The sequence below is a fragment of the Trichocoleus sp. AS-A1 genome (genome assembly GCF_039962015.1).
Lineage (GTDB): Bacteria > Cyanobacteriota > Cyanobacteriia > Cyanobacteriales > FACHB-T130 > FACHB-T130.
In genome coordinates this window covers 153186-172365 of the sequence record NZ_JAMPKG010000001.1, presented here as the reverse complement: position 1 = coordinate 172365, position 19180 = coordinate 153186, and the positions used below count along the sequence as shown (strand labels likewise).

Sequence of the window (19180 nt, the reverse complement as noted above, 5' to 3'; positions counted from 1 at the left end):
ATCAATTTGATTGTAATTTCTGACGCCTTCAACCGTCGATGCAGTGCATCAAACTCCATTAACTTTCGCCAGAAAGCGGATGACCTTCCTCTGAGGTTACCACGGGCTCCATACCAGCAGCAACTTTGACTAGGGCGTGGCGCAAGACGCGATCGCCCAAGAAATAGCCGCGCACCAGCTGTTCGATCACGGCTCCTTCTGGATATTCATTCGTTGGTTCCCGCATCACGGCTTCGTGGAGATTGGGATCGAAATCTTGACCCTCCGGACGCATGGGAGATACTCCGATGCGCTTGAGAGCGTCTGCCAGCTGTTTGTAGACACTCTGGTAGCTTTTGTGGATGCTCCATTCTCCATCAGTTTGCGGCTTGATCTGCGATCGCGCTCGCTCAAAATTATCCACTACGGGCAGTAACTCAGTAATGGTTGTGCACTTGATCTGCACCTCCGAGTCTTCCTTCTCTTTGAGAGTCCGCTTGCGGAAATTTTCAAAATCTGCGGCTATCCTCATGTACTGAGTTTTGAAAGAGTCACACTGTTGCGTGCGCTCTTCCACTTGCGCTTTTAAAGCCTCCACTTCCCGCGTCAATGCTTCTACAGCCGCTGTGTTGCTGGCTGCTTCTGCGTTACTTTCGTCTCCGCTGGCTCCGGAGGTTGCACTGGCATCTGATACCGCATCAGATGTTTGGCTTGTGCCATACACTGACGCCTCCCCTAATGGTTCTCCATTCAAGGTTCCCGTTTCAGATAATGGTTCATTCCCCATTTCCTGTGCCACCGCCTGGTTATCAACCATTGGAGGTGAAGTATTGTCTTGCTGATTTTCTTCCTCGTTCATTGGGCTATCATCCCAGCTAAGAGACTGCTCGCGCTCATTTTAATGGGTAGTCCTGTCGATGTCGCCACTACCACCTCCCCTTCTGTATCAGGTTGGTGTCTCACCACTCCCTGAGTTAGGGATGGAGAGAACCGGCGCATTGCCACAAAACTTTCCCCTTTCTAGAATCATAGTGTGCCCAGGCATCCTACCAATACTCTTTAAAGCTTTTGGCTTAACTTTCTGACAAGGCTTGGGTGGGAAAACCGTATCAACACGCCAACCCTACCTTAACCCTACATTGTGCCAAGCTATGCCATCTGCTGGCATTTGCACAGAAATTTCTTTATAGAAGCAATTGCCTACTTTCCGATTGTAACGTCATCTTCACGAATTTCAGGATAGCCATTGAGCGAGTGGGCGTGCCAGACATCAGAATCTAGACAGTAGACGATGTATGAATCGCAAAATAAATTAAGACAATCCTACGCCTAAGACTTGGTTAAGGCTATTATCGTGAATGTTCCCTACCACGTTCAGCCTTACACGCTCCTTGTCATTAACCAAGTCGTGTCCGAGTCTTCTAAGGCTCCGGCAGGTCTTCAATCTTAAAACTTACAGCATCGTTGTACGGATATTACTGCTTGCGGCTAGTGAGGAGCAAATTGGCTTATCGCGTCAATTTTGCCTTTAAAATCGCCACAACGGCTCAACATAAATGATGAAACGGTCTGGTGGTACTGCGGGGGCGCAAGCCCAAGTCGGTTATCTAAACCGTAAAAATTTAGTTTTTGGCTGACGATAGCAATTTTGCTTCATGGTTTTGGGAACAATTTGTAAAGAGGTATTCTCACGGATCTATGACTCAATCCTCACCACGAAATCGCGCCCTTGCTGTCCGCAATGAGTTTTCGCCCTTCGGCAACCAGCTGATTCAGGCAGGCTATGTTGACACCGACCAAATGCGGCAGGCTATGGTAGAAAGCCGCAAGTCTGGTAGACCCTTAACCGAGGTTCTAGAAACGATTACTGGGCGATCGCTTCCCCCAGATTTGCTACGTCAGTATAAAAAACAACAGCTTTTTGAACTCAAAATTCTTTACGGAGTTGAATCTCTAGATCCGGAAATCAGCCAAATTCCCACTTCTCAGATTGGGTCTTTGATTGAAACCCTGATTCCGATCGATATCTGTAGCCGCTATAAACTAGTACCCTTAACGAAAAATGACACCCAGCCCCCCTCGGTACTGGTGGCAATGGTCGATCCAGATAATTTAGCGGCTCAGGACGATCTCAACCGCATCTTGCGACCCCAGGGCATCGCCTTGCAGCGAATGGTGATCACGCTGGAAGACTGTTTGAATCTAATTAACCAATACAAGGATGAGCAAACTAGGAAAGAGGAAGTAGCGCGAATCCAAAAGTCTGTGGATGTCTCAGACGTTCTGGATAATTTGAACGACTTAGGCGATGCGCCTCCTGAAATTGAAGATGACCTGAATGTAGAGGATGCACAGGGCGCTCCCGTCATCAACCTGGTTAACAGAATCCTCCTCAAGGGTCTGCAAGAGCAGGTTTCAGACATTCACATTGAACCCCAAGAAGAATTCTTACGCATTCGCTTCCGGAAGGATGGGGTGCTACAACAAGCCTTCGATCCGTTTCCGAAAAAAATCATCGCAGCCGTCACAGCTCGCTTCAAAATTATGGCTGAGCTAGACATTGCCGAGCGACGGATGCCCCAGGATGGTCGTATCCGGCGGGTGTTTGAAGGGCGTAAGGTTGACTTTCGGGTGAATACCTTACCCAGCCGCTACGGCGAAAAGGTGGTCTTGCGAATTCTCGATAACTCTTCAACCCAGCTAGGTTTGGATAAGTTAATTTCCGATTCAGAATCGCTAGAAATTGTCAGAGAAATGGCAAGCCGTCCCTTTGGCTTGATTTTGGTGACCGGGCCAACTGGGTCTGGTAAATCTACCACCTTGTACTCAGTTCTGGCAGAACGGAACGATCCGGGAATTAATATCAGTACGGCAGAAGACCCGATTGAGTATGCCTTGCCTGGGATTACTCAGGTACAGGTAATTCGAGAGAAAGGAATGGATTTTTCCTCGATCTTAAGAGCCTTCATGCGCCAAGACCCGGATGTGATTCTGGTAGGTGAAACGCGGGACAAAGAAACGGCAAAAACCGCAATTGAAGCAGCACTAACCGGACACTTGGTGCTGACAACCCTGCACACCAACGATGCCGCCGGTGCGATCGCCCGCTTAGATGAAATGGGCATCGAGCCATTCATGGTATCGGGTTCGCTGATTGGCGTTCTGGCACAACGTCTGATGCGGCGTGTTTGTAGCGAGTGTCGCCTTTCCTATTCACCCACTTCACAAGAACTCGGTCGGTTTGGTTTATCAGCTTCTGGGGACGGGGATCTTACCTTCTACAAAGCCAATACTTTACAACCCGATGAAGCGAAGGAAGCCAAAAGCAGAAATGCTCTGTGCCAAAAATGCAATGGCATTGGCTATAAGGGACGTGTAGGTGTTTATGAGGTCATGCGCGTGACCGAACGGTTGCAAAATTTAATCAGCCAAGGTGCCCCCACCGAGCGCATTAAAGAAGCAGCCGTGGAAGAAGGGATGAAGACATTGCTGGCATACAGCTTAGACCTGGTACGCCAAGGTTATACCACTCTCGAAGAAGTAGAACGGGTGACATTTACAGATTCTGGTCTTGAGGCAGAACTCAAAGCCAAGCGTAAGAGCGGTCTAGAATGTGTCACTTGCACTGCTGAGTTAAAACCAGAGTGGCTAGATTGTCCTTACTGCATGACGCCTCGCTTTTCAGAATAAATGTCAATCGTCAATCGTTAATGGCGAATGGCAATCACCCAAGCTACGCCCTTAGTCACGGAAAATTAGCAACTGAGAAATCAAGAATCACCCCAGGAGACAGCCTCATGGAATTAATGATTGAAGACTTGATGGAGCAACTCATTGAAATGGGCGGCTCAGATATGCACATCCAGGCAGGAGCGCCGGTTTACTTCCGCATCAGTGGGAAACTCAATCCCATCGGTGACGAACCGCTTCCTCCCCAGGAGTGTCAGAAACTCATCTTCAGTATGCTGAACAACACGCAGCGTAAGGAATTAGAGCAAAACTGGGAACTTGACTGCTCTTATGGGGTTAAGGGATTGGCTCGCTTCCGCGTCAATGTGTACAAAGAGCGGGGCTACTATGCCGCGTGCTTAAGAGCGTTGTCTTCTAAAATTCCGAACTTCGATCAGTTGGGTCTACCAGACGTCGTGCGGGAATTGACTCACAGACCGAGAGGAATGGTGTTGGTGACGGGGCAAACGGGTTCTGGGAAAACCACCACTCTGGCTGCGATGCTCGACTTGATCAACCGGACGCGGGCAGAACACATCCTGACGGTGGAAGACCCGATTGAATATGTTTACCCAAACATCAAGAGCTTGTTTCACCAGCGTCAAAAAGGCGAAGATACTAAGAGCTTTGCGAATGCGCTGAGAGCCGCGCTCCGAGAAGACCCGGATATTATCCTGGTAGGGGAAATGCGCGACCTAGAAACCATTGGTCTGGCGGTGTCAGCGGCTGAAACGGGTCACTTGGTGTTCGGCACCCTGCACACCAGCTCAGCCGCAGGTACTATCGACCGGATCTTGGACGTGTTTCCTCCAGAGCAACAGCCCCAAATCCGCGCTCAGTTGTCTGGTTCGTTATTGGCAGTCTTTAGCCAATGCTTGGTGCCCAAACATAATCCGAAACCCGGTGAATATGGTCGGGTGATGGCTCAGGAAATCATGTTAGTAACGCCAGCGATCGCTAACTTGATTCGAGAAGGAAAATCTGCTCAAATTTACTCTGCTATCCAGACTGGAGCAAAATTGGGAATGCAGACGATGGAACAGGCTCTAGCTGGCTATGTCAAAGCTGGTGCCATCTCCTTTGAGGCGGCGATGGGCAAATCATCTAAACCTGAAGAATTACAGCGTATCCTGGGGACATCGCCAGCGACAGGGGCAAAAGCTGGCGCTCGGTAGGTTCGAGGCGGTGTAAAACCTATTGCACTAAGCTTGTATGATGCCAGGTAGTCCAGACCGATGTTTCGGTCTGGACTACCTGGCAGCCCTCAGCAGAAATTGTCAAAAACCTCCCCGGAAGACACCTTCCCATTACAAAAATTTTCCTTTTAAAAGCCATTCTTCTTTCACTTAGAGGTGAGGTATGCCTACCTATATTGCTGATGTTCGGGACTCTAAAGGAGCCGCCAAGAAAGACAAAATTGTTGCCGACTCCCTTGGCAGTGCCCGCGACGCCCTGCGCGAAAAATGGGTTTCTGTTGCAAATATCAAAGAAACCCAAACCTTTGACCTGAGCAAATTAAACCTAAAAGACATTCAAACTTCTTTAGCGAAGGTTACAGTCAAGGACAAAGCCGTCTTTTCTCGTCAATTTGCTGCGATGGTCAATGCGGGTGTGGCGATTGTTCGATGCTTGGGTGTGCTTTCCGAGCAATGTACCAATCCCAAGCTCAAAAAAGCGCTTGTGGAAATTAGCTCTGAGGTTCAACAAGGTGTGAATCTCTCAGATGCTATGCGTAAACATCCAGAGTGTTTTGATAATCTCTACGTCAGTATGGTTCAAGCTGGAGAGGTCGGCGGTGTCCTCGATGAGGTACTCAACCGATTAGCCAAAGTCTTAGAGGATATGGCGCGCCTGCAAAACCAAGTCAAAGGGGCAATGGCATACCCTGTGGCGGTGGGCATCTTGGCAATCATTGTCTTTATTTGTATGACGGTGTTTTTGATCCCGATCTTTGCTGGCATTTTCCAAGATTTGGGGACAGAATTGCCGGCTCTAACCCTGTTCATGTTGTGGATCAGCGGTATCCTCAGAAGTTGGAGGATCATCATCCCAATCATCACTTTCATCGTTGCCTCTTTTCTTTACAGGCAGTATTACAAGACGCCAGTTGGTCGTGTAACGATGGATCGCTTTTTCTTAAAAATGCCGCTATTAGGCGACTTGAATGAAAAATCATGTGTTGCTCGCTTTTGCCGCATTTTTGGAACCTTGACTCGTTCTGGAGTGCCCATTCTCACTTGCATGGATATTGTGAGAGATACGGCGGGGAACCAAGTAATTGCCAACGCAGTGGAGGCAGCCAAGCAAGACATTCAACAAGGTGGGATGATGAGCTTAGCTTTGCAAAAAGAGCAAGTTTTCCCAATCCTGGCCATTCAGATGATTAGTATTGGGGAAGAGACAGGTCAGTTAGATGCCATGATGATGAAAGTGGCAGATTTCTATGAAGATGAGGTTGAGCAAGCGGTGAAAGCACTCACCAGCGTTCTTGAACCCATCATGATGGTGGTATTAGCGGGGATGGTAGCGGTAATTTTGCTTTCAATGTATCTCCCTATGTTTGCCGTGTTTGACAAACTAGGCTAATCAATTTCAGGTTTTGGATTTTTCTCATTCCCAGACAAAGCTGGGAATGAGATTTGGGATGTAGGGCTTATGGTACTTAACGATGACCTAATCTCCAATCTAAGATTGAAAATTTAAAATTAAAATATGTTTGTTAAGCAATCCTATTACGAAGCTAGCTTGGCGGAGTACAGTAATCTGCCTGGAGCGATCGCATTGCTCAAGCAGCACCGACCTTATCTGGAGATGATTCCTAGTATGCGCCGGTCTGAGGAGAGCGCGATCGCCATTCCTTTGCCGGTGGTGCGGATTCGCCATGCCTTATCTAAAGCAGAAAGCGCTAGCGTTGTTACATCTAGAGGAGAAGCCATTCGTTTGCCCTGTGATGTGGCAATTTTAATGTGTGACCCCGAATGGAAAATCAAAATGGGGGTGGAGATTTTTGTCTTTATTCACCGTCCCCAAGAAGACTTCTCCGACTTGTTGAGTCGCTGGCGGCAGACCCAAGTGTGGCTGGACAAAGAATATGAGTGGTTAATGCCGCCTCGCCATCAACACATTTTCAGCGAGGGCGCTGACAAGCTATATCCTTTGTTTGTTGTATTTCCAGAGACGCCAGAACGAATTAAGCGAGGCTTAATGGGAGCCTGTCTCCCCTTTGTCATCCAGACCCCAATGTTGGATGTTGAGGAACAGGCACAGGAATCTTTTTTGCCTGAAAGTCCCAACGTTTGACGGTTGAAGCAGGTTGAAGTGTAATCAACCTGCTAACGTACCCATTTTCAACCTGTTAACTACTTGACAAACTGCGGCATGACTTCGGCGGCGGTCAACAAACCGTAGATGCCTCGACGATGGAGTGCGACTCCGGCTTTGAGATAGCCGAAGGCAGGGCCGCAGACATTGGCTGCCATACTGGTTTCATCGCCAAGGGTGAAGGTATGGGTAGAAATCTTGCCTTCAAAGGTGCGACCTGTCACTTGGACATTCGTGCTGAGTGGTTTTTTGGGATTGCGGGTATCAACGACGCCGCCGACCGTAACGCGATCGCGCGGACAAATTCCAGCTAGCTCTAGCATCACATCATCAGCGTGTTCCATATTCTCCAGAGCCAGGATGCCGTTGGTTTGATCCAGCAATGCTTCCACTTCGGCATCACTCATGGCTCTGGCGCGCTCCACATCGTATCCGGGTAGATGGGCAATATCTTCCCGAATCGTCGCTCGGTAGGCTTCCCAATTTGCAATCCCTACCCCAAACGTAATCTTGACGCTATGGATTTCGGCATAACTTTGGGCAGCAAGAGCCGCGGCTGCCGTCAACAACCCAGGCGTCGCCCCACAGCCAGTCAGATAAGTAATTCCTGCTGCAAGAAGTTCCTCTTGCAGATCCAATAGCTGCTCGACAGCGCTGGTACGTTTCAGGGCGTCTACCAGAACCCCCCGCCAGCCAGATTGAATAAATTGCCGCGCGACGGACGCCATAAAGGTGTTGGGCAGATTAGGCAGTGCCAGGAAATATCCATCTACCGGCTTAGCTCGTTCGATTAAGTCTTGGATGCTCTGGCTGCTGAGGGTGCCTGTCGGCTCTAAATAGCCAAGAGAACCCCTTGTTTGGTAAATCGCAATGCTGGCATCTGGATCTAACCCTTGGGCGGCGTAGGTATAGCCTTTCTGGTCAGCAGCTGCAACCCAGATCATCTCGCGTTTTGGCGCAAGCACTCTGGCGGCAGCCTGCCCCAGTCCACCAAAGCCTAAGACGCCCACTCGAATGGGGGTTGGGGAGTTGATTGAACCTGTGACTTGCTCTGCACTCATAGCGTCTTCTTGCAATTGAACAAACTTTAATTATCCAGGCTCCTGGACGCGCCGGTTCGTTCACTTTTGAGAGCTTGAGCGATCGCTCAAGAAGTCTGTTGGCTTTTTTGCTCAATTTCGGATAATTTCTCTATCTTGACGCAGATGTAAAGTTAAGCGACACTGACAAATAATCAAAGTAAGACTCGCCTAATTAATTAAGTTTTGTTACGTTTTAACTCGTTGTGACTCAATTGCTCAACATTTGAGCAACATTAATTTATTAATATCCCAGCGAGTCAGTTCTAAGAAAGATGTCTTATCCGGCAGCATCAGCAGTATGGTTCGTGCCGCCGCCTAACTTGAGCAATCCCTAACCAATGAGCATGGAAACGCTAGAGTTTATCATTTATCCGGATGGTCGGGTGCAGGAGAAAGTCACCGGAATTACTGGGAAATCCTGTGCCGAAGTGACTGCCGCTATTGAAGCCCAATTGGGTCTGGTACTAACTCAGGAACCGACTTCTGAATTTTTTGCCTCAGTGATTCATCAGAGTGCGACGGCGACAGCCGGGGCAACTTATAGCGAGTGGTAAGGTAAGTTTTTTTTTGAGTCCAACTTTATTTATTTGAAAAAATCGTCATGTCACACTTTAGCAACATCAAAACTCAAATCCGCAATCTTGTCTCGTTAGAAGCCGCTTTGACCGACTTAGGAATAGATTGGAAATCTGGCCCGCAAACAGTGCGCGGCTATCGCGGTCAAACCCTTACGGCTGATGTTGCCATTGAGCAAAAAAATGGTTATGACATCGGTTTTCGTTGGAACGGTCAGGAATACGAACTTGTTGCTGACCTACAGTATTGGCAGCAAACGGGTTCTGTAGAGCGGTTTCTCAACCGAGTGACTCAGCGTTATGCTTACCACACGGTTGTCAAAGAATCTGCAATGCAGGGCTTCCAAGTTGCCGAGCAAAAACAGAATGAAGATGGTTCAATCCGCCTAGTAGTGCAGCGCTGGAGTGCCTAATGTCTGATTACCCAACTCCTGAACAGCCAACTCCCGAACGTTCTGGCTTGGAGCCAGAGTTAGGTGGTATTTGGCGGGATGCCCCGGAACGTTCGGGTTTGGAGCCGGAGTTGGGTGGCACCCTGCGGCAAAAAGGCGTCTATGTTGATGAAATAACCTGTATTGGCTGCAAGCACTGTGCCCATGTTGCTCGCAATACTTTTTATATTGAGCCAGATTATGGGCGATCGCGTGTAGTTCGGCAGGATGGAGACTCGGAAGAAGTCATTCAAGAAGCCATTGACACCTGTCCGGTCGATTGTATCCACTGGGTCGATTACACGGAATTGAAAAAGCTTGAACAAGAGCGGCAATATCAGGTGATTCCATTGATCGGATTCCCTGCTGACCATGCGATTACGGCTGTGAAGCAGCGGCAAAAGAAGGTTAAGAGAAAGCAACCGAAACCCATAGACTAAAGGTTCGCTGGTATAAAAAATGCCCGTCTGTACGGGCTAAATAAATAAAACCCCCAACAGCTGCCTGCTATTGGGGGTTTTATTTAAAGCGTTGCACTCTCGCTTCTAACGAGAAACCCCTTGCACGACTGGACGCACACCAGAGCCAGGGAACGGTTCCGGAGTACCCAACCAGTTAAAGTCATTCAGCCGAAAACTGATGGAACCCAGCTGCAAAACAGGGTTGTAACGCAGGACAATGTTGTAGGTGCGGCGGCTGTATTCCAGAAAGTAGTCAGTGCTGATGTTCTCCTTAGTATTTAAATTGACCGAGGTTTGAAAACCCAGGCGAAACGGGCCATAAATCTGTTGGGTAATGCCAGCGGAAAGGACGTTGGTATCCACGAGGCGGTCAAATAAGAAAGGTGATATACCACCACGAGCAACTTGAGAGTAGGTAACATTAAACCCGGTGTAATCTAAAAAAGGTCGGGAGAAATGACCGAATTGCCCTTGCACCCCAATGCTCCCGCTCAGGGATTCCTGGCTATCCCCGCTACTGTAACCACTATAAACGCCGGTGATGCCCGTCGTTAATTGTACATAGGGAACAACTGGCACGGGTGTGTAGCGCAATCCTTCGGTGGGGGTGGCAGGCAAAGCTTTACCCCGCCAAAGTAAAAAGTTGCGGTTGAGGGAGGCACTCGCTTGATAGCGACTGAGACTGACGCGATTGTTGGTTTGCCCTGGTTCGAGCAAGTCTAAACGGTCTGTATCTGCGTTAATGAACTGGGCACCCGCTTGATAAGTGAGGTTGATGCCAGTATTCCCTAAGGGAATGACCGGAGATGTCAGAACTGCGCCTAAACTACTCTGGACGGTTTGATAGCCGAGGGAGCCGTTGAACAGGCGATCGCGGTAGCTATATTCTAAATTCAAGGTATGGGGTAGCCGGGTGCCGATAATCTGGCGCAGTCGCAGGCTCGCTCTTAGCTGGTCGTCTGCGATCTCTTCCGGATCTAGACTGGTGAAAACAGCCGACCCTCTCAGGGTCGTGGTGGGGCTGAGGGTGGCATCTAGTCTAGTCCTGAGACCAAACACAGAGGGATCGATAAAGCTTCCCTCAGAAACGGCTTTTTGAAGAAAATATTGCGGGGTCACGCGCAATCGCACGCGGTTGGTAGAAATCAATTGAAAGGTCCGTTCCGCAAACACACCGCCCCGGTCTTCAGCATCATACCCGAAGGTGACGAGACCCGGTTCGGTTTCGCTCCGGTCAATCACTCTACGATCTTGAAAAATCGGAATTGAAAAACCCTGGTCAAAAACAACGCGAGAGCGGGTGGTGGTAATTTCATCTACCAGGGGCGAAATCCGCCTGAATCTGGCTGTATCTGCCCGTACCTCAAGTTCTGGTGGCGAAAACGGGTCGTTGGTGAGGCGAACATTGGTGGCAAAGGCTCCTTCGGAGTCGAAATCCACCCGATCGGCTTGAAAACGCAGCCGGTTGATTGCGCCCCCTTCCTGAAACGACTGCTGGTTTTGGATGTTCTGACCAGCCCCAAAGACCACTCCGTAGCCGCCGGGACTGGTGATATTCGAGACGGGTTGGTTGGCGGTAATGCGATCGCTTAACGGTCGTACTGAGGCAGCCGCAGCACTGGCATCATTGGGTAAAGGACTCGAAAAATCTGCCCCTGCTGAAGGCTGGTAAATCTCGCCACTGGCATTTAAGAGGAAACCGCTATCCTGGGCAAAATAATACTCAACGCGATCGCCCCGCAGCACTTGTTCGCCTCGCGTCATGGCAACATTCCCGTCGCCCACTACAACGCGATTCGGCAAGTTTACCTGTAGCCGATCGGCATCTACTACCGCACCCTGGTAGCGCAAAACAACATCGCCTTCTGCTGTAACGACTTGTCGATCTACGTCGTATTCTTGCTGGTCAGAAGTTAATTCCACAACGCCTCCCGTACCGCCAGAAGTCGTAGGCGGAGGTGGCGTCGTACCGGGGGCGGGGGCGGGTGCTGGTTGATTTTCTGGGGTGGGAGGTGCGGGTGCTGATGCCGGTGCCGGTGCCAATTCTTCTTCAGGCCAAGGCTCACCCTCCGACACGGGCGCTGGAGGAGCCGATTCTATCGGAGTTTCACTCGGCGAAGATTCCAGAGCTTCCGGAGATTCTGAGGGTTCTGGAGGCTGTTGCTCGACACTCGGCAGCTGCTTTTGCAACATAGGAGTTGCCGTGCGTTCTTTTACGATCGCAGCCTGACTTTCAGCGTTCTCTTCCCTAGGTTCTGACTCTTGATTTTCTACCGACGAAGCATCAAATTCAGCAACGTTCGGAAAATCCTGATCTGGGTATGCGTAAGGGCGAAGCCGTTGTGCTGACAATGCAGGGTCGTCGTCATTCTGGTCTGTCTGCACAGATGCTTCTTCCCTACCACTCCCATTCCTGACGATTGGATGACCCACTGAAATGGGGGCACCAAGGGGGGCAGCTTTTCTGGTGGGGATAGAAATTACAGAGAGCGAGGAAGAAGACTCCGGCGCAAACGTTTCCGGCTGCGTCGGGGCAGCAAGGGTCTCAGGTTGCAGGGTTCGCTGGGAATCCGATGCAATTGTTTGAGCGGAGACAGCTAGAGAAGTGACATCCTCTGGCGGCAACGTGTTGATAATCGCAGGCGGTGGGGGCGGCGGAACTGGTTGGGGCATCTTCTAGCAACAGGAGTTGAGCGGACAGCACCAATGCCTATCCTCAACTGCACTCTGAGTAGGGTGCCTCGCAGTGGACTGCTGCCCCGACATCGGCCTGAGGCATAAAGCGATCGCTGTTTATTCCAGATCCCGGCGTTTTGGGTTACGGGAAGGATCGCTGGACAAAAATCCAAACACAAAGAGCAGGCTGAAGAAGGCAACGACTATATAAACGACAATTTTGAGAGTCACCATACCGATATCTACTCCAGACGGGAAAGGCTGAATGTTGCTGCCTTAAAGGCAGAACAACTTTCTCATAATACCGAAATATTGCTTCATTTTTGCCTTGAGTCTGGAGTGATTGTTGACCTCAAGCGGTCAGTCCAGCCGTCGTTTGAGCTGCTTAAACTGCTCTGACGATTGCCAGAGCGCGAAGTTTCCCTAGCGATCGCTTAGTTGTTATACCACGAGATCGCACCCGGTTCCTGGGTTTTAACTTTTCCCTAGCTCAAAATCAAGGAAATTGGAGAACCTGGGAAATACTGAAATCCTTGCTAGGGTGCGATCCCAGATAGCTAAGGTGTTTGGACGCCAGGAGGATAAACACGCGAATGCCACTAAATGCCACTAATGGTGCCCAAGGGCAGCGTTGCAAGAGACGCGATGTTCACCGCTTTTAGGCGATCGCTCCCGTGCTAGGAGCGCTTTTCTAAACAAATTTTCTCAATATTCCCTGGAAAAACTAGGATTTTAGATTGAAAGCGGCAGCTTGCTAAGGGCAGCTAGCTGGATAAAGGGATCAACATTTCCAGTCCAAAAAAAGAGTATAAAGAGCATCCAACTTGTAGCGGAAGTAAGTACACAATAGCTCTATTAAGACTTTAGAGGCTTTGTCAATGCAGCCGATTCGAACATTTAACGTTTCCCCCGCCTTGCCGTCAAGACTAGAACCCTTACGAAAACTGGCATATAACCTGCATTGGGATTGGAACTTTGAAACTAAAGAGTTATTTCGCCGCCTAGACCGCGATTTGTGGGAATCCAGCCGTCACAATCCAGTGCTAATGCTGGGAACTATTTCTCAAGCGCGGCTACAAGAAGTTGCTGAAGATGAAGGCTTTGTTGCCCACATGGAACGAGCCAGCCGCCAGCTAGACGACTACCTGCAAGAACGGACGTGGTATCGCAAACACAGGAATGAGGTGAACGGTCAGAGGACTGAGAAGAAACAAGAAAATTCTTCTGCTTTCTCGCTCAGTCCTCCGTCCTCCGTCCTCAGCACCCAGGAGTGTTATGCCTATTTCTGCGCGGAATTTGGTCTAACCGACTGCCTGCCCATTTACTCTGGTGGCTTGGGCGTTCTCGCGGGAGACCATCTGAAATCAGCCAGTGACTTAGGCTTACCGCTGGTTGCCGTCGGCTTACTCTATCAGGAAGGGTATTTTGCCCAGTACCTCAATGCCGATGGTTGGCAGCAGGAACGCTATCCGGTTAACGATTTCTACAATATGCCGTTGCACCCGGAGCAAAATCCTGACGGTTCGGAACTGCGGATTTCTGTAGAGTATCCAGGGCGCACCGTCTATGCCCGTGTCTGGCGCGTGCAAGTGGGAACTGTGCCCCTATACCTGCTCGATACCAACATTGAGCCAAACAATCCCTACGACCACGACATCACCGACGAGCTGTATGGTGGTGACTTGGATATGCGGATTCATCAGGAGATGATGTTGGGCATCGGGGGCTTCCGGATGCTGAAGGCGCTGGGATATAAACCCACTGTTTACCATCTGAATGAAGGTCACTCAGCGTTTCTGATTCTGGAACGCATCCGGATGCTGATGCAGGAAGAGAAACTGGATTTTGCCGCCGCTAAACAAGTGGCGCAAGCAAGTCAAGTTTTCACGACTCACACGCCTGTCTCTGCTGGGTTCGATTTGTTCCCCCCGGATAAGGCTCTTTATTACGTGGGGCACTATGCCGATATTTACGGACTTTCCCACGAAGAGTTTCTCGGCTTAGGACGGGAGGACACTGGGGATTTGGCGTCACCGTTTAGCATGGCAGCACTGGCGATGAAGACATCGAGCTTTGTCAATGGGGTTGCTCAGCTGCACGGGTTGGTGTCGCGGAAGATGTTTCAGAGTCTCTGGAAAGATTTTCCACTCAATGAGGTGCCGATTACCGCGATTACGAATGGAGTCCACGCCCGCACTTGTGTAGCGAAGTCAACGCAGGAGCTGTATGACCGCTACCTTGGCCCTCAGTGGTCTGACGCGCCAGTAGACGATCCGTTGTGGGAGCGGGTGCAGTCGATTCCGGATGAGGAGTTGTGGCGCAATCACGAGCGTCAGCGGTCAGAACTGGTGGTGTTTGTGCGCGATCGCCTAGTGAGAAAGTTGCGCGATCGCGGTGCTTCTCCCTCTGAAATTGACCAAGCGCAGGAAGTATTAGATCCAACGGTGCTGACAATCGGGTTTGCGCGTCGTTTTGCGACTTATAAGCGAGCAACTCTGTTTTTGCGGAACCTAGACCGGATCAAGAAAATCTTATTGGGCGATCCAAATCGGCGGGTGCAGTTCGTGATTGCTGGAAAAGCTCATCCCAAGGATATGCCTGGGAAGGAACTGATCCGGGATATCATTCATTTCTCGCGGGAAGAAGGAATGAATGCCAGTGTGGTGTTTATCCCGGACTACGATACTTATGTTGCCCGGTTAATGGTGGCGGGTTGTGATGTTTGGCTGAACACCCCCAGGCGTCCGCGAGAGGCATCTGGCACCAGTGGAATGAAGGCGGCGATGAATGGTTTGCCAAATCTGAGCGTGCTGGATGGCTGGTGGGATGAAGCAGATTATGTCCGCACTGGCTGGCCCATCGGTCACGGGGAAGACTATGAAGACCTCAATTATCAAGATGATGTGGAAGCGAATGCTTTGTACGACTTGCTAGAACAGGAAGTCATGCCGCTGTTCTATAACCGGGATGGAGCTGGAATTCCCCGTAAGTGGACTGCCAAAATGAAGGATTCGATTCGGTTGAATTGTCCGTTCTTCAATACGTCGCGGATGGTGCGGGAGTATGCAGTGCGGGGATATTTCCCGGCAAGCGATCGCTACTCTACAATGACCGCAGACAACTACGCCCCCGCCAAGGATATAGCCGCCTGGAAGCAACGAATCTTCGAGCAATGGTACAACATTAAAATCGAAGAAGTTGATGTCTCAGAACCGGCTGGGATTATGGTCAACCAAACCGTTAGCGTCAAAGCACGGGTTAATCTGGGGGAACTCAGCTCCGATGATGTTCAAGTTGAACTTTATCAGGGTGCAGTTGGTGTCGATGGGGAAATTGTCAACGGCATTCCCGTAGTGATGGATTACCAAGGCAAAGATCAACAAGGATGTAGTATTTACACTGTTGATATTCTTTATACCTCCAGTGGTTTGCAGGGTTTCTCTTTACGGGTTTTGCCAAAACACGACAATCTATCAAGCCCCTACGAATTGGGGCTGATTCTTTGGGCTTAGATAGTTTTGAGTTTTGAGTTATTAATTCAAAATTTAAAACTCAAAATGATTCTTGGGGACGACAATATATCCGGTGGTGTCATCTCCCAGCACCAGATTTCTTTCTAATCCCCAGTACCACCAGTAAGCGCCTACATAGGCACAGATGAGGCTATCTAGCTTATCTTCTAAGGCTTTAAAGGTGGCAAGGGTACTGGGGATTCCTAAGAGAAACGAACCGCCAAGACGCAGAGGACGCAGAGAGGAAGAGGCAGAAGAGACATCTAGTTTTGGTGTCAGGTTGGGTAGGCTATTTACAATATACTGGCGGAGTTTTATGAGTTCTATTTGACGTTCTGCTAGTTTTCCTTTTTTGTATTTAAGAATCCGCTCTAAGCTGAATAAATTTACGATGGCTGGGTGGGGAAATACTTCGATTTGATAGCGTCCCGGTTGTTGGGGTTCGATCGTTGGTGCGTGAGCAAATCCACGGGATTTGAGGCTGAGTCCAAATCCTACGGTGCGTTGGGCGAAGGGGAGTCCTAGATTAGCAGGGTAGCAACCCGCGTGATAACGACCAAAATATTTGTGGGTAAGTTTATCAGGTAGTCGCGTCCCAGTGGTATTAGGAATCAGTGTCGGGGCATCGACGGCAATCATCGCTGGTTCTGCTGCGGGTGCCCAAGTATCAATCCAGTTGAGAATTTCTTCTATTGTTTCGAGTCTATCTAAATCCAGCAGATGCAACAGCCCATCTTCCCAAGCGAGGCAGCATAATCCACTGGGTTGCGATCGCCATCCCAAATCAATGCCTAAAAATTTTATCACGCTGAAATTTTATTATCTATCTTGGTGTTTCGTGCCGCTCATCTTATTCAAATCTGCGAATCAAATTCAAAAATGGTTCAATTCTGTTGCATAGAAACACATAGTTATGAGGTAAATGAAGCGATGCTTTATAGCTTCTGAATTCGTCTCGAAGTCAATAGATTAGCTGTTTGGAATTTACTTTGCAAAATAATTTTAATATAACTTGTTAATAGCCCAAACAAATTAAAGTATTTACAAACCGTGTTGCTGATGCAACTAATAATTCTGTTAAGGAGTCCCTTTTAAGCAGCAACTAGGCTGTTAAATATGCAAAGTATCTGAATTCACATGGCTATGATAATATAGAAATCTAGTTACTGGCATACATTATTATTTTTGACTTTCAATCAAGTAGTATTTATTACACCCAAGTAGTGATTATGAATGATTATAAAGGATGCAATTACTGTCTGCATTATCGCCCTGATGGAACCTGTGTTGCTTTTGACCCTGATTTTATTCCAATAACGATTGCTTCAGGACAAACAAAACATATCCAACCTTTACCAAATCAGGGAAATACAATTGTTTATAAGCCAGCCGGAAAATCTATATTCTCCAGGCTGGATGAGTATCGGATGAATAACAAGCTGATGCGTGAAAGAATAGAGATTATAGAAGGCGACATTACTCAGCAACAAGTGGATGCCATCGTCAATGCTGCGAATGAATCCCTAATGGCTGGTGGTGGGGTTTGTGGAGCTATCCATCGTGCTGCTGGGTTAGGGCTTGAGGAAGAATGTCTACAACTGAAGGTTTGCACGGAAGGCGATGCCAAAATAACAAAGGGCTACAACCTCCCAGCAAAGTGGGTTATTCACACGGTTGGACCAGTATGGGAAGGTGGCAGGTATGAAGAACATAAAGTGCTGGCTCAGTGCTATCGCAATTGCTTTGCTTTGGTAGAGCAATATAAAATTAAAACGGTAGCATTTCCATCTATCAGTACAGGAGCCTATGGCTTCCCGGTAGAGAAAGCAGCAAAAATCGCAGTTTCTGAAGCTAGACGTTTTCTGGAGCGAAACACCTCAGTTGAGAAGATAATGTTTGTTTGCTATGAAAAGCAGACTTATGACCACTACACTACCAATCTAGATGAAATTCTGCCAGCCAAACCCGAGTGAATTACTTCAGAAAAATATTTACAATTGCCATCTAATCGCCTATTTATTTCATAAATAATCAATTTCTTCTAGAGCGGCTACGAGGGGAAAATTATCAAGAGATAACTCGCAGGAAATTCATAGCCAAAAATCTAAACATTTAAGCTAGCTACGTTGTGCAATCAACAAAACTCCTGAAAAGCGCGATCGCATTCTGAGTAGGGTTGGTTATTTTCCATCCCAGCAAAAAAACTGATTATGGGTAAAATGGAGCGTTTAGGTAACGAATAATTGCAAAAGACGCGATCGCTCCTTTACTTCTGGGCTGTTAAAATAACGCCGCGCTGATGCCATAAAATGTCAAACTAGATAAATAAGTTTTGTTAACGCAGCCATCAAAACTGCGCTTCTAGATAGCTAAATTGAAATTCATGGTTAAGCAACGCATTCTCTCTGGGGTTCAACCAACTGGTAATCTGCATCTGGGTAACTACTTGGGAGCAATCCGCAACTGGGTAGAAAGGCAGAGTCAGTACGAAAATTTCTTCTGTGTGGTGGATTTGCACGCGATTACCGCGCCCCACGATGCCAGTACGTTAGCTGAAAATACTTATAAAATTGCTGCTTTGTATTTGGCTTGTGGGATTGATTTGGAAGATTCTAGTATTTTCGTACAATCCCACATCCCGGCTCACAGCGAACTGACTTGGCTGCTTAACTGTATTACTCCCCTCAACTGGCTGGAAGATATGATCCAGTTTAAGGAAAAGGCAGTTAAGCAGGGGGAAAATGTCAATACTGGCTTGCTAGACTATCCAGTGCTGATGGCGGCAGATATTTTGCTCTACCAGGCGGATAAAGTGCCGGTGGGAGAAGACCAGAAGCAGCACTTAGAATTAACCCGCGATATTGCGAATCGGTTTAATTACCAATTTTGCCGGGAAAAGCCGGTGCTGAAACTGCCAGAGCCGCTGATTCGGGCTGAGGGTGCTAGAGTCATGAGTCTGACAGATGGCACTCGGAAGATGTCAAAATCCGATCCTTCGGACATGAGCCGAATTAACCTGCTCGATACCCCAGAGCAAATCCAAAATAAGATTAAACGCTGTAAAACTGACTCAGTACGCGGTCTAACTTTTAATGATTCGGAAAGACCCGAAGCCCGAAATTTGCTGACGCTATACATGGTGCTTTCGGGCAAACCGAAGGAAGAAGTCGCAGCAGAGTGTCAGGATATGGGCTGGGGACAATTCAAGCCATTGCTGACGGAAACCACGATTAACGCCCTGAAACCGATTCAGGAAAGGTATCAAGCGGTGATGGATGACAAAGGCTATTTGGAGTCCGTGTTGCGCGATGGTAGGCAGAAAGCGGAAGCGATCGCGTCCGTTACTCTCGCCCAAGTGAAAGCTGCCCTCGGTTATTCGGTTCCCCTTTAACCAGATATAAGTTATCAAGGATG

15 protein-coding genes are annotated in these 19180 nt (G+C 48.7%); 10 read left to right on the top strand and 5 right to left on the bottom strand.

Going from position 1 to position 19180, the window contains the following annotated elements; genetic code table 11:
* Nucleotides 1–58 precede the first annotated feature (58 nt).
* Complete coding sequence (grpE, locus tag NC994_RS00800; RefSeq protein WP_190427797.1) at nucleotides 59–838, bottom strand: nucleotide exchange factor GrpE; 780 nt, start codon at nucleotides 836–838, stop codon at nucleotides 59–61.
* Nucleotides 839–1677: 839 nt separating this feature from the next.
* On the opposite strand from grpE, the gene NC994_RS00795 reads away from it, so the two are divergent.
* The 4 genes from NC994_RS00795 (at nucleotide 1678) to NC994_RS00780 (ending at nucleotide 7008) form a co-directional block, all read left to right on the top strand.
* On the top strand, nucleotides 1678–3669 hold the full coding sequence (locus tag NC994_RS00795) for a GspE/PulE family protein (RefSeq protein WP_190436264.1): 1992 nt from the start codon (nucleotides 1678–1680) through the stop codon (nucleotides 3667–3669).
* A gap of 107 nt (nucleotides 3670–3776) precedes the next feature.
* On the top strand, nucleotides 3777–4883 hold the full coding sequence (locus NC994_RS00790; RefSeq protein ID WP_190413828.1) for a type IV pilus twitching motility protein PilT: 1107 nt from the start codon (nucleotides 3777–3779) through the stop codon (nucleotides 4881–4883).
* A 184-nt stretch (nucleotides 4884–5067) separates the two neighbouring features.
* Nucleotides 5068–6294, top strand: a complete 1227-nt coding sequence (locus tag NC994_RS00785; RefSeq protein WP_190436261.1) for a type II secretion system F family protein — start codon at nucleotides 5068–5070, stop codon at nucleotides 6292–6294.
* Between the two features lie 126 nt (nucleotides 6295–6420).
* Nucleotides 6421–7008 carry a hypothetical protein gene (locus tag NC994_RS00780; RefSeq protein ID WP_190436259.1) on the top strand — a complete coding sequence of 196 codons (588 nt, stop codon included), beginning with the start codon at nucleotides 6421–6423 and terminating at the stop codon, nucleotides 7006–7008.
* A gap of 59 nt (nucleotides 7009–7067) precedes the next feature.
* Here NC994_RS00780 and NC994_RS00775 read toward each other — a convergent pair whose 3' ends face one another.
* Nucleotides 7068–8090 (bottom strand): saccharopine dehydrogenase-like oxidoreductase, encoded by a 1023-nt coding sequence (locus tag NC994_RS00775; protein ID WP_190436256.1) that lies wholly within the window; start codon nucleotides 8088–8090, stop codon nucleotides 7068–7070.
* A gap of 365 nt (nucleotides 8091–8455) precedes the next feature.
* Between NC994_RS00775 and NC994_RS00770 the strand changes: the two genes are divergently transcribed.
* From NC994_RS00770 to NC994_RS00760, 3 genes are read left to right on the top strand one after another with little or no spacing between them, the layout of a single operon-like run.
* Nucleotides 8456–8665: a DUF2997 domain-containing protein gene (locus NC994_RS00770; RefSeq protein ID WP_190413832.1), complete on the top strand. Its 210-nt coding sequence runs from the start codon at nucleotides 8456–8458 to the stop codon at nucleotides 8663–8665.
* A gap of 47 nt (nucleotides 8666–8712) precedes the next feature.
* Nucleotides 8713–9099 carry a DUF1257 domain-containing protein gene (locus tag NC994_RS00765; protein ID WP_190413833.1) on the top strand — a complete coding sequence of 129 codons (387 nt, stop codon included), beginning with the start codon at nucleotides 8713–8715 and terminating at the stop codon, nucleotides 9097–9099.
* The gene (locus tag NC994_RS00760) at nucleotides 9099–9557 is read left to right on the top strand and encodes a ferredoxin (protein ID WP_190436254.1); all 459 of its coding nucleotides are present in this window, start codon (nucleotides 9099–9101) and stop codon (nucleotides 9555–9557) included. The genes NC994_RS00765 and NC994_RS00760 overlap by 1 nt, the downstream gene beginning before the upstream one ends.
* Before the next feature lie 105 nt (nucleotides 9558–9662).
* On the opposite strand, the gene NC994_RS00755 is transcribed toward NC994_RS00760, so the two are convergent.
* Nucleotides 9663–12251, bottom strand: a complete 2589-nt coding sequence (locus NC994_RS00755) for a DUF3769 domain-containing protein (protein ID WP_190436251.1) — start codon at nucleotides 12249–12251, stop codon at nucleotides 9663–9665.
* Between the two features lie 120 nt (nucleotides 12252–12371).
* Nucleotides 12372–12488 (bottom strand): photosystem II reaction center protein I, encoded by a 117-nt coding sequence (locus NC994_RS00750; protein WP_190413836.1) that lies wholly within the window; start codon nucleotides 12486–12488, stop codon nucleotides 12372–12374.
* A gap of 644 nt (nucleotides 12489–13132) precedes the next feature.
* On the opposite strand from NC994_RS00750, the gene glgP reads away from it, so the two are divergent.
* The gene (glgP, locus tag NC994_RS00745) at nucleotides 13133–15766 is read left to right on the top strand and encodes an alpha-glucan family phosphorylase (RefSeq protein ID WP_190436248.1); all 2634 of its coding nucleotides are present in this window, start codon (nucleotides 13133–13135) and stop codon (nucleotides 15764–15766) included.
* 33 nt (nucleotides 15767–15799) lie between these two features.
* Here glgP and NC994_RS00740 read toward each other — a convergent pair whose 3' ends face one another.
* Entirely contained in the window at nucleotides 15800–16570 is a 771-nt protein-coding gene (locus tag NC994_RS00740; protein WP_190436603.1) for a DUF429 domain-containing protein, read from the bottom strand.
* Between the two features lie 425 nt (nucleotides 16571–16995).
* Here NC994_RS00740 and NC994_RS00735 point away from each other — a divergent pair, with 425 nt between their 5' ends.
* Nucleotides 16996–17739: an O-acetyl-ADP-ribose deacetylase gene (locus NC994_RS00735; protein ID WP_347276599.1), complete on the top strand. Its 744-nt coding sequence runs from the start codon at nucleotides 16996–16998 to the stop codon at nucleotides 17737–17739.
* Between the two features lie 410 nt (nucleotides 17740–18149).
* Nucleotides 18150–19157 carry a tryptophan--tRNA ligase gene (gene trpS / locus NC994_RS00730; protein WP_190436245.1) on the top strand — a complete coding sequence of 336 codons (1008 nt, stop codon included), beginning with the start codon at nucleotides 18150–18152 and terminating at the stop codon, nucleotides 19155–19157.
* Nucleotides 19158–19180 lie beyond the last annotated feature (23 nt).

What these genes read in the sequence shown, in the direction of transcription:
- grpE (WP_190427797.1), bottom strand. Translation starts at nt 838, where the DNA reads ATGAACGAGGAAGAAAATCAGCAAGACAATACTTCACCTCCAATGGTT.
- NC994_RS00795 (WP_190436264.1), top strand. Translation starts at nt 1,678, where the DNA reads ATGACTCAATCCTCACCACGAAATCGCGCCCTTGCTGTCCGCAATGAG.
- NC994_RS00790 (WP_190413828.1), top strand. Translation starts at nt 3,777, where the DNA reads ATGGAATTAATGATTGAAGACTTGATGGAGCAACTCATTGAAATGGGC.
- NC994_RS00785 (WP_190436261.1), top strand. Translation starts at nt 5,068, where the DNA reads ATGCCTACCTATATTGCTGATGTTCGGGACTCTAAAGGAGCCGCCAAG.
- NC994_RS00780 (WP_190436259.1), top strand. Translation starts at nt 6,421, where the DNA reads ATGTTTGTTAAGCAATCCTATTACGAAGCTAGCTTGGCGGAGTACAGT.
- NC994_RS00775 (WP_190436256.1), bottom strand. Translation starts at nt 8,090, where the DNA reads ATGAGTGCAGAGCAAGTCACAGGTTCAATCAACTCCCCAACCCCCATT.
- NC994_RS00770 (WP_190413832.1), top strand. Translation starts at nt 8,456, where the DNA reads ATGGAAACGCTAGAGTTTATCATTTATCCGGATGGTCGGGTGCAGGAG.
- NC994_RS00765 (WP_190413833.1), top strand. Translation starts at nt 8,713, where the DNA reads ATGTCACACTTTAGCAACATCAAAACTCAAATCCGCAATCTTGTCTCG.
- NC994_RS00760 (WP_190436254.1), top strand. Translation starts at nt 9,099, where the DNA reads ATGTCTGATTACCCAACTCCTGAACAGCCAACTCCCGAACGTTCTGGC.
- NC994_RS00755 (WP_190436251.1), bottom strand. Translation starts at nt 12,251, where the DNA reads ATGCCCCAACCAGTTCCGCCGCCCCCACCGCCTGCGATTATCAACACG.
- NC994_RS00750 (WP_190413836.1), bottom strand. Translation starts at nt 12,488, where the DNA reads ATGGTGACTCTCAAAATTGTCGTTTATATAGTCGTTGCCTTCTTCAGC.
- glgP (WP_190436248.1), top strand. Translation starts at nt 13,133, where the DNA reads ATGCAGCCGATTCGAACATTTAACGTTTCCCCCGCCTTGCCGTCAAGA.
- NC994_RS00735 (WP_347276599.1), top strand. Translation starts at nt 16,996, where the DNA reads ATGAATGATTATAAAGGATGCAATTACTGTCTGCATTATCGCCCTGAT.
- trpS (WP_190436245.1), top strand. Translation starts at nt 18,150, where the DNA reads ATGGTTAAGCAACGCATTCTCTCTGGGGTTCAACCAACTGGTAATCTG.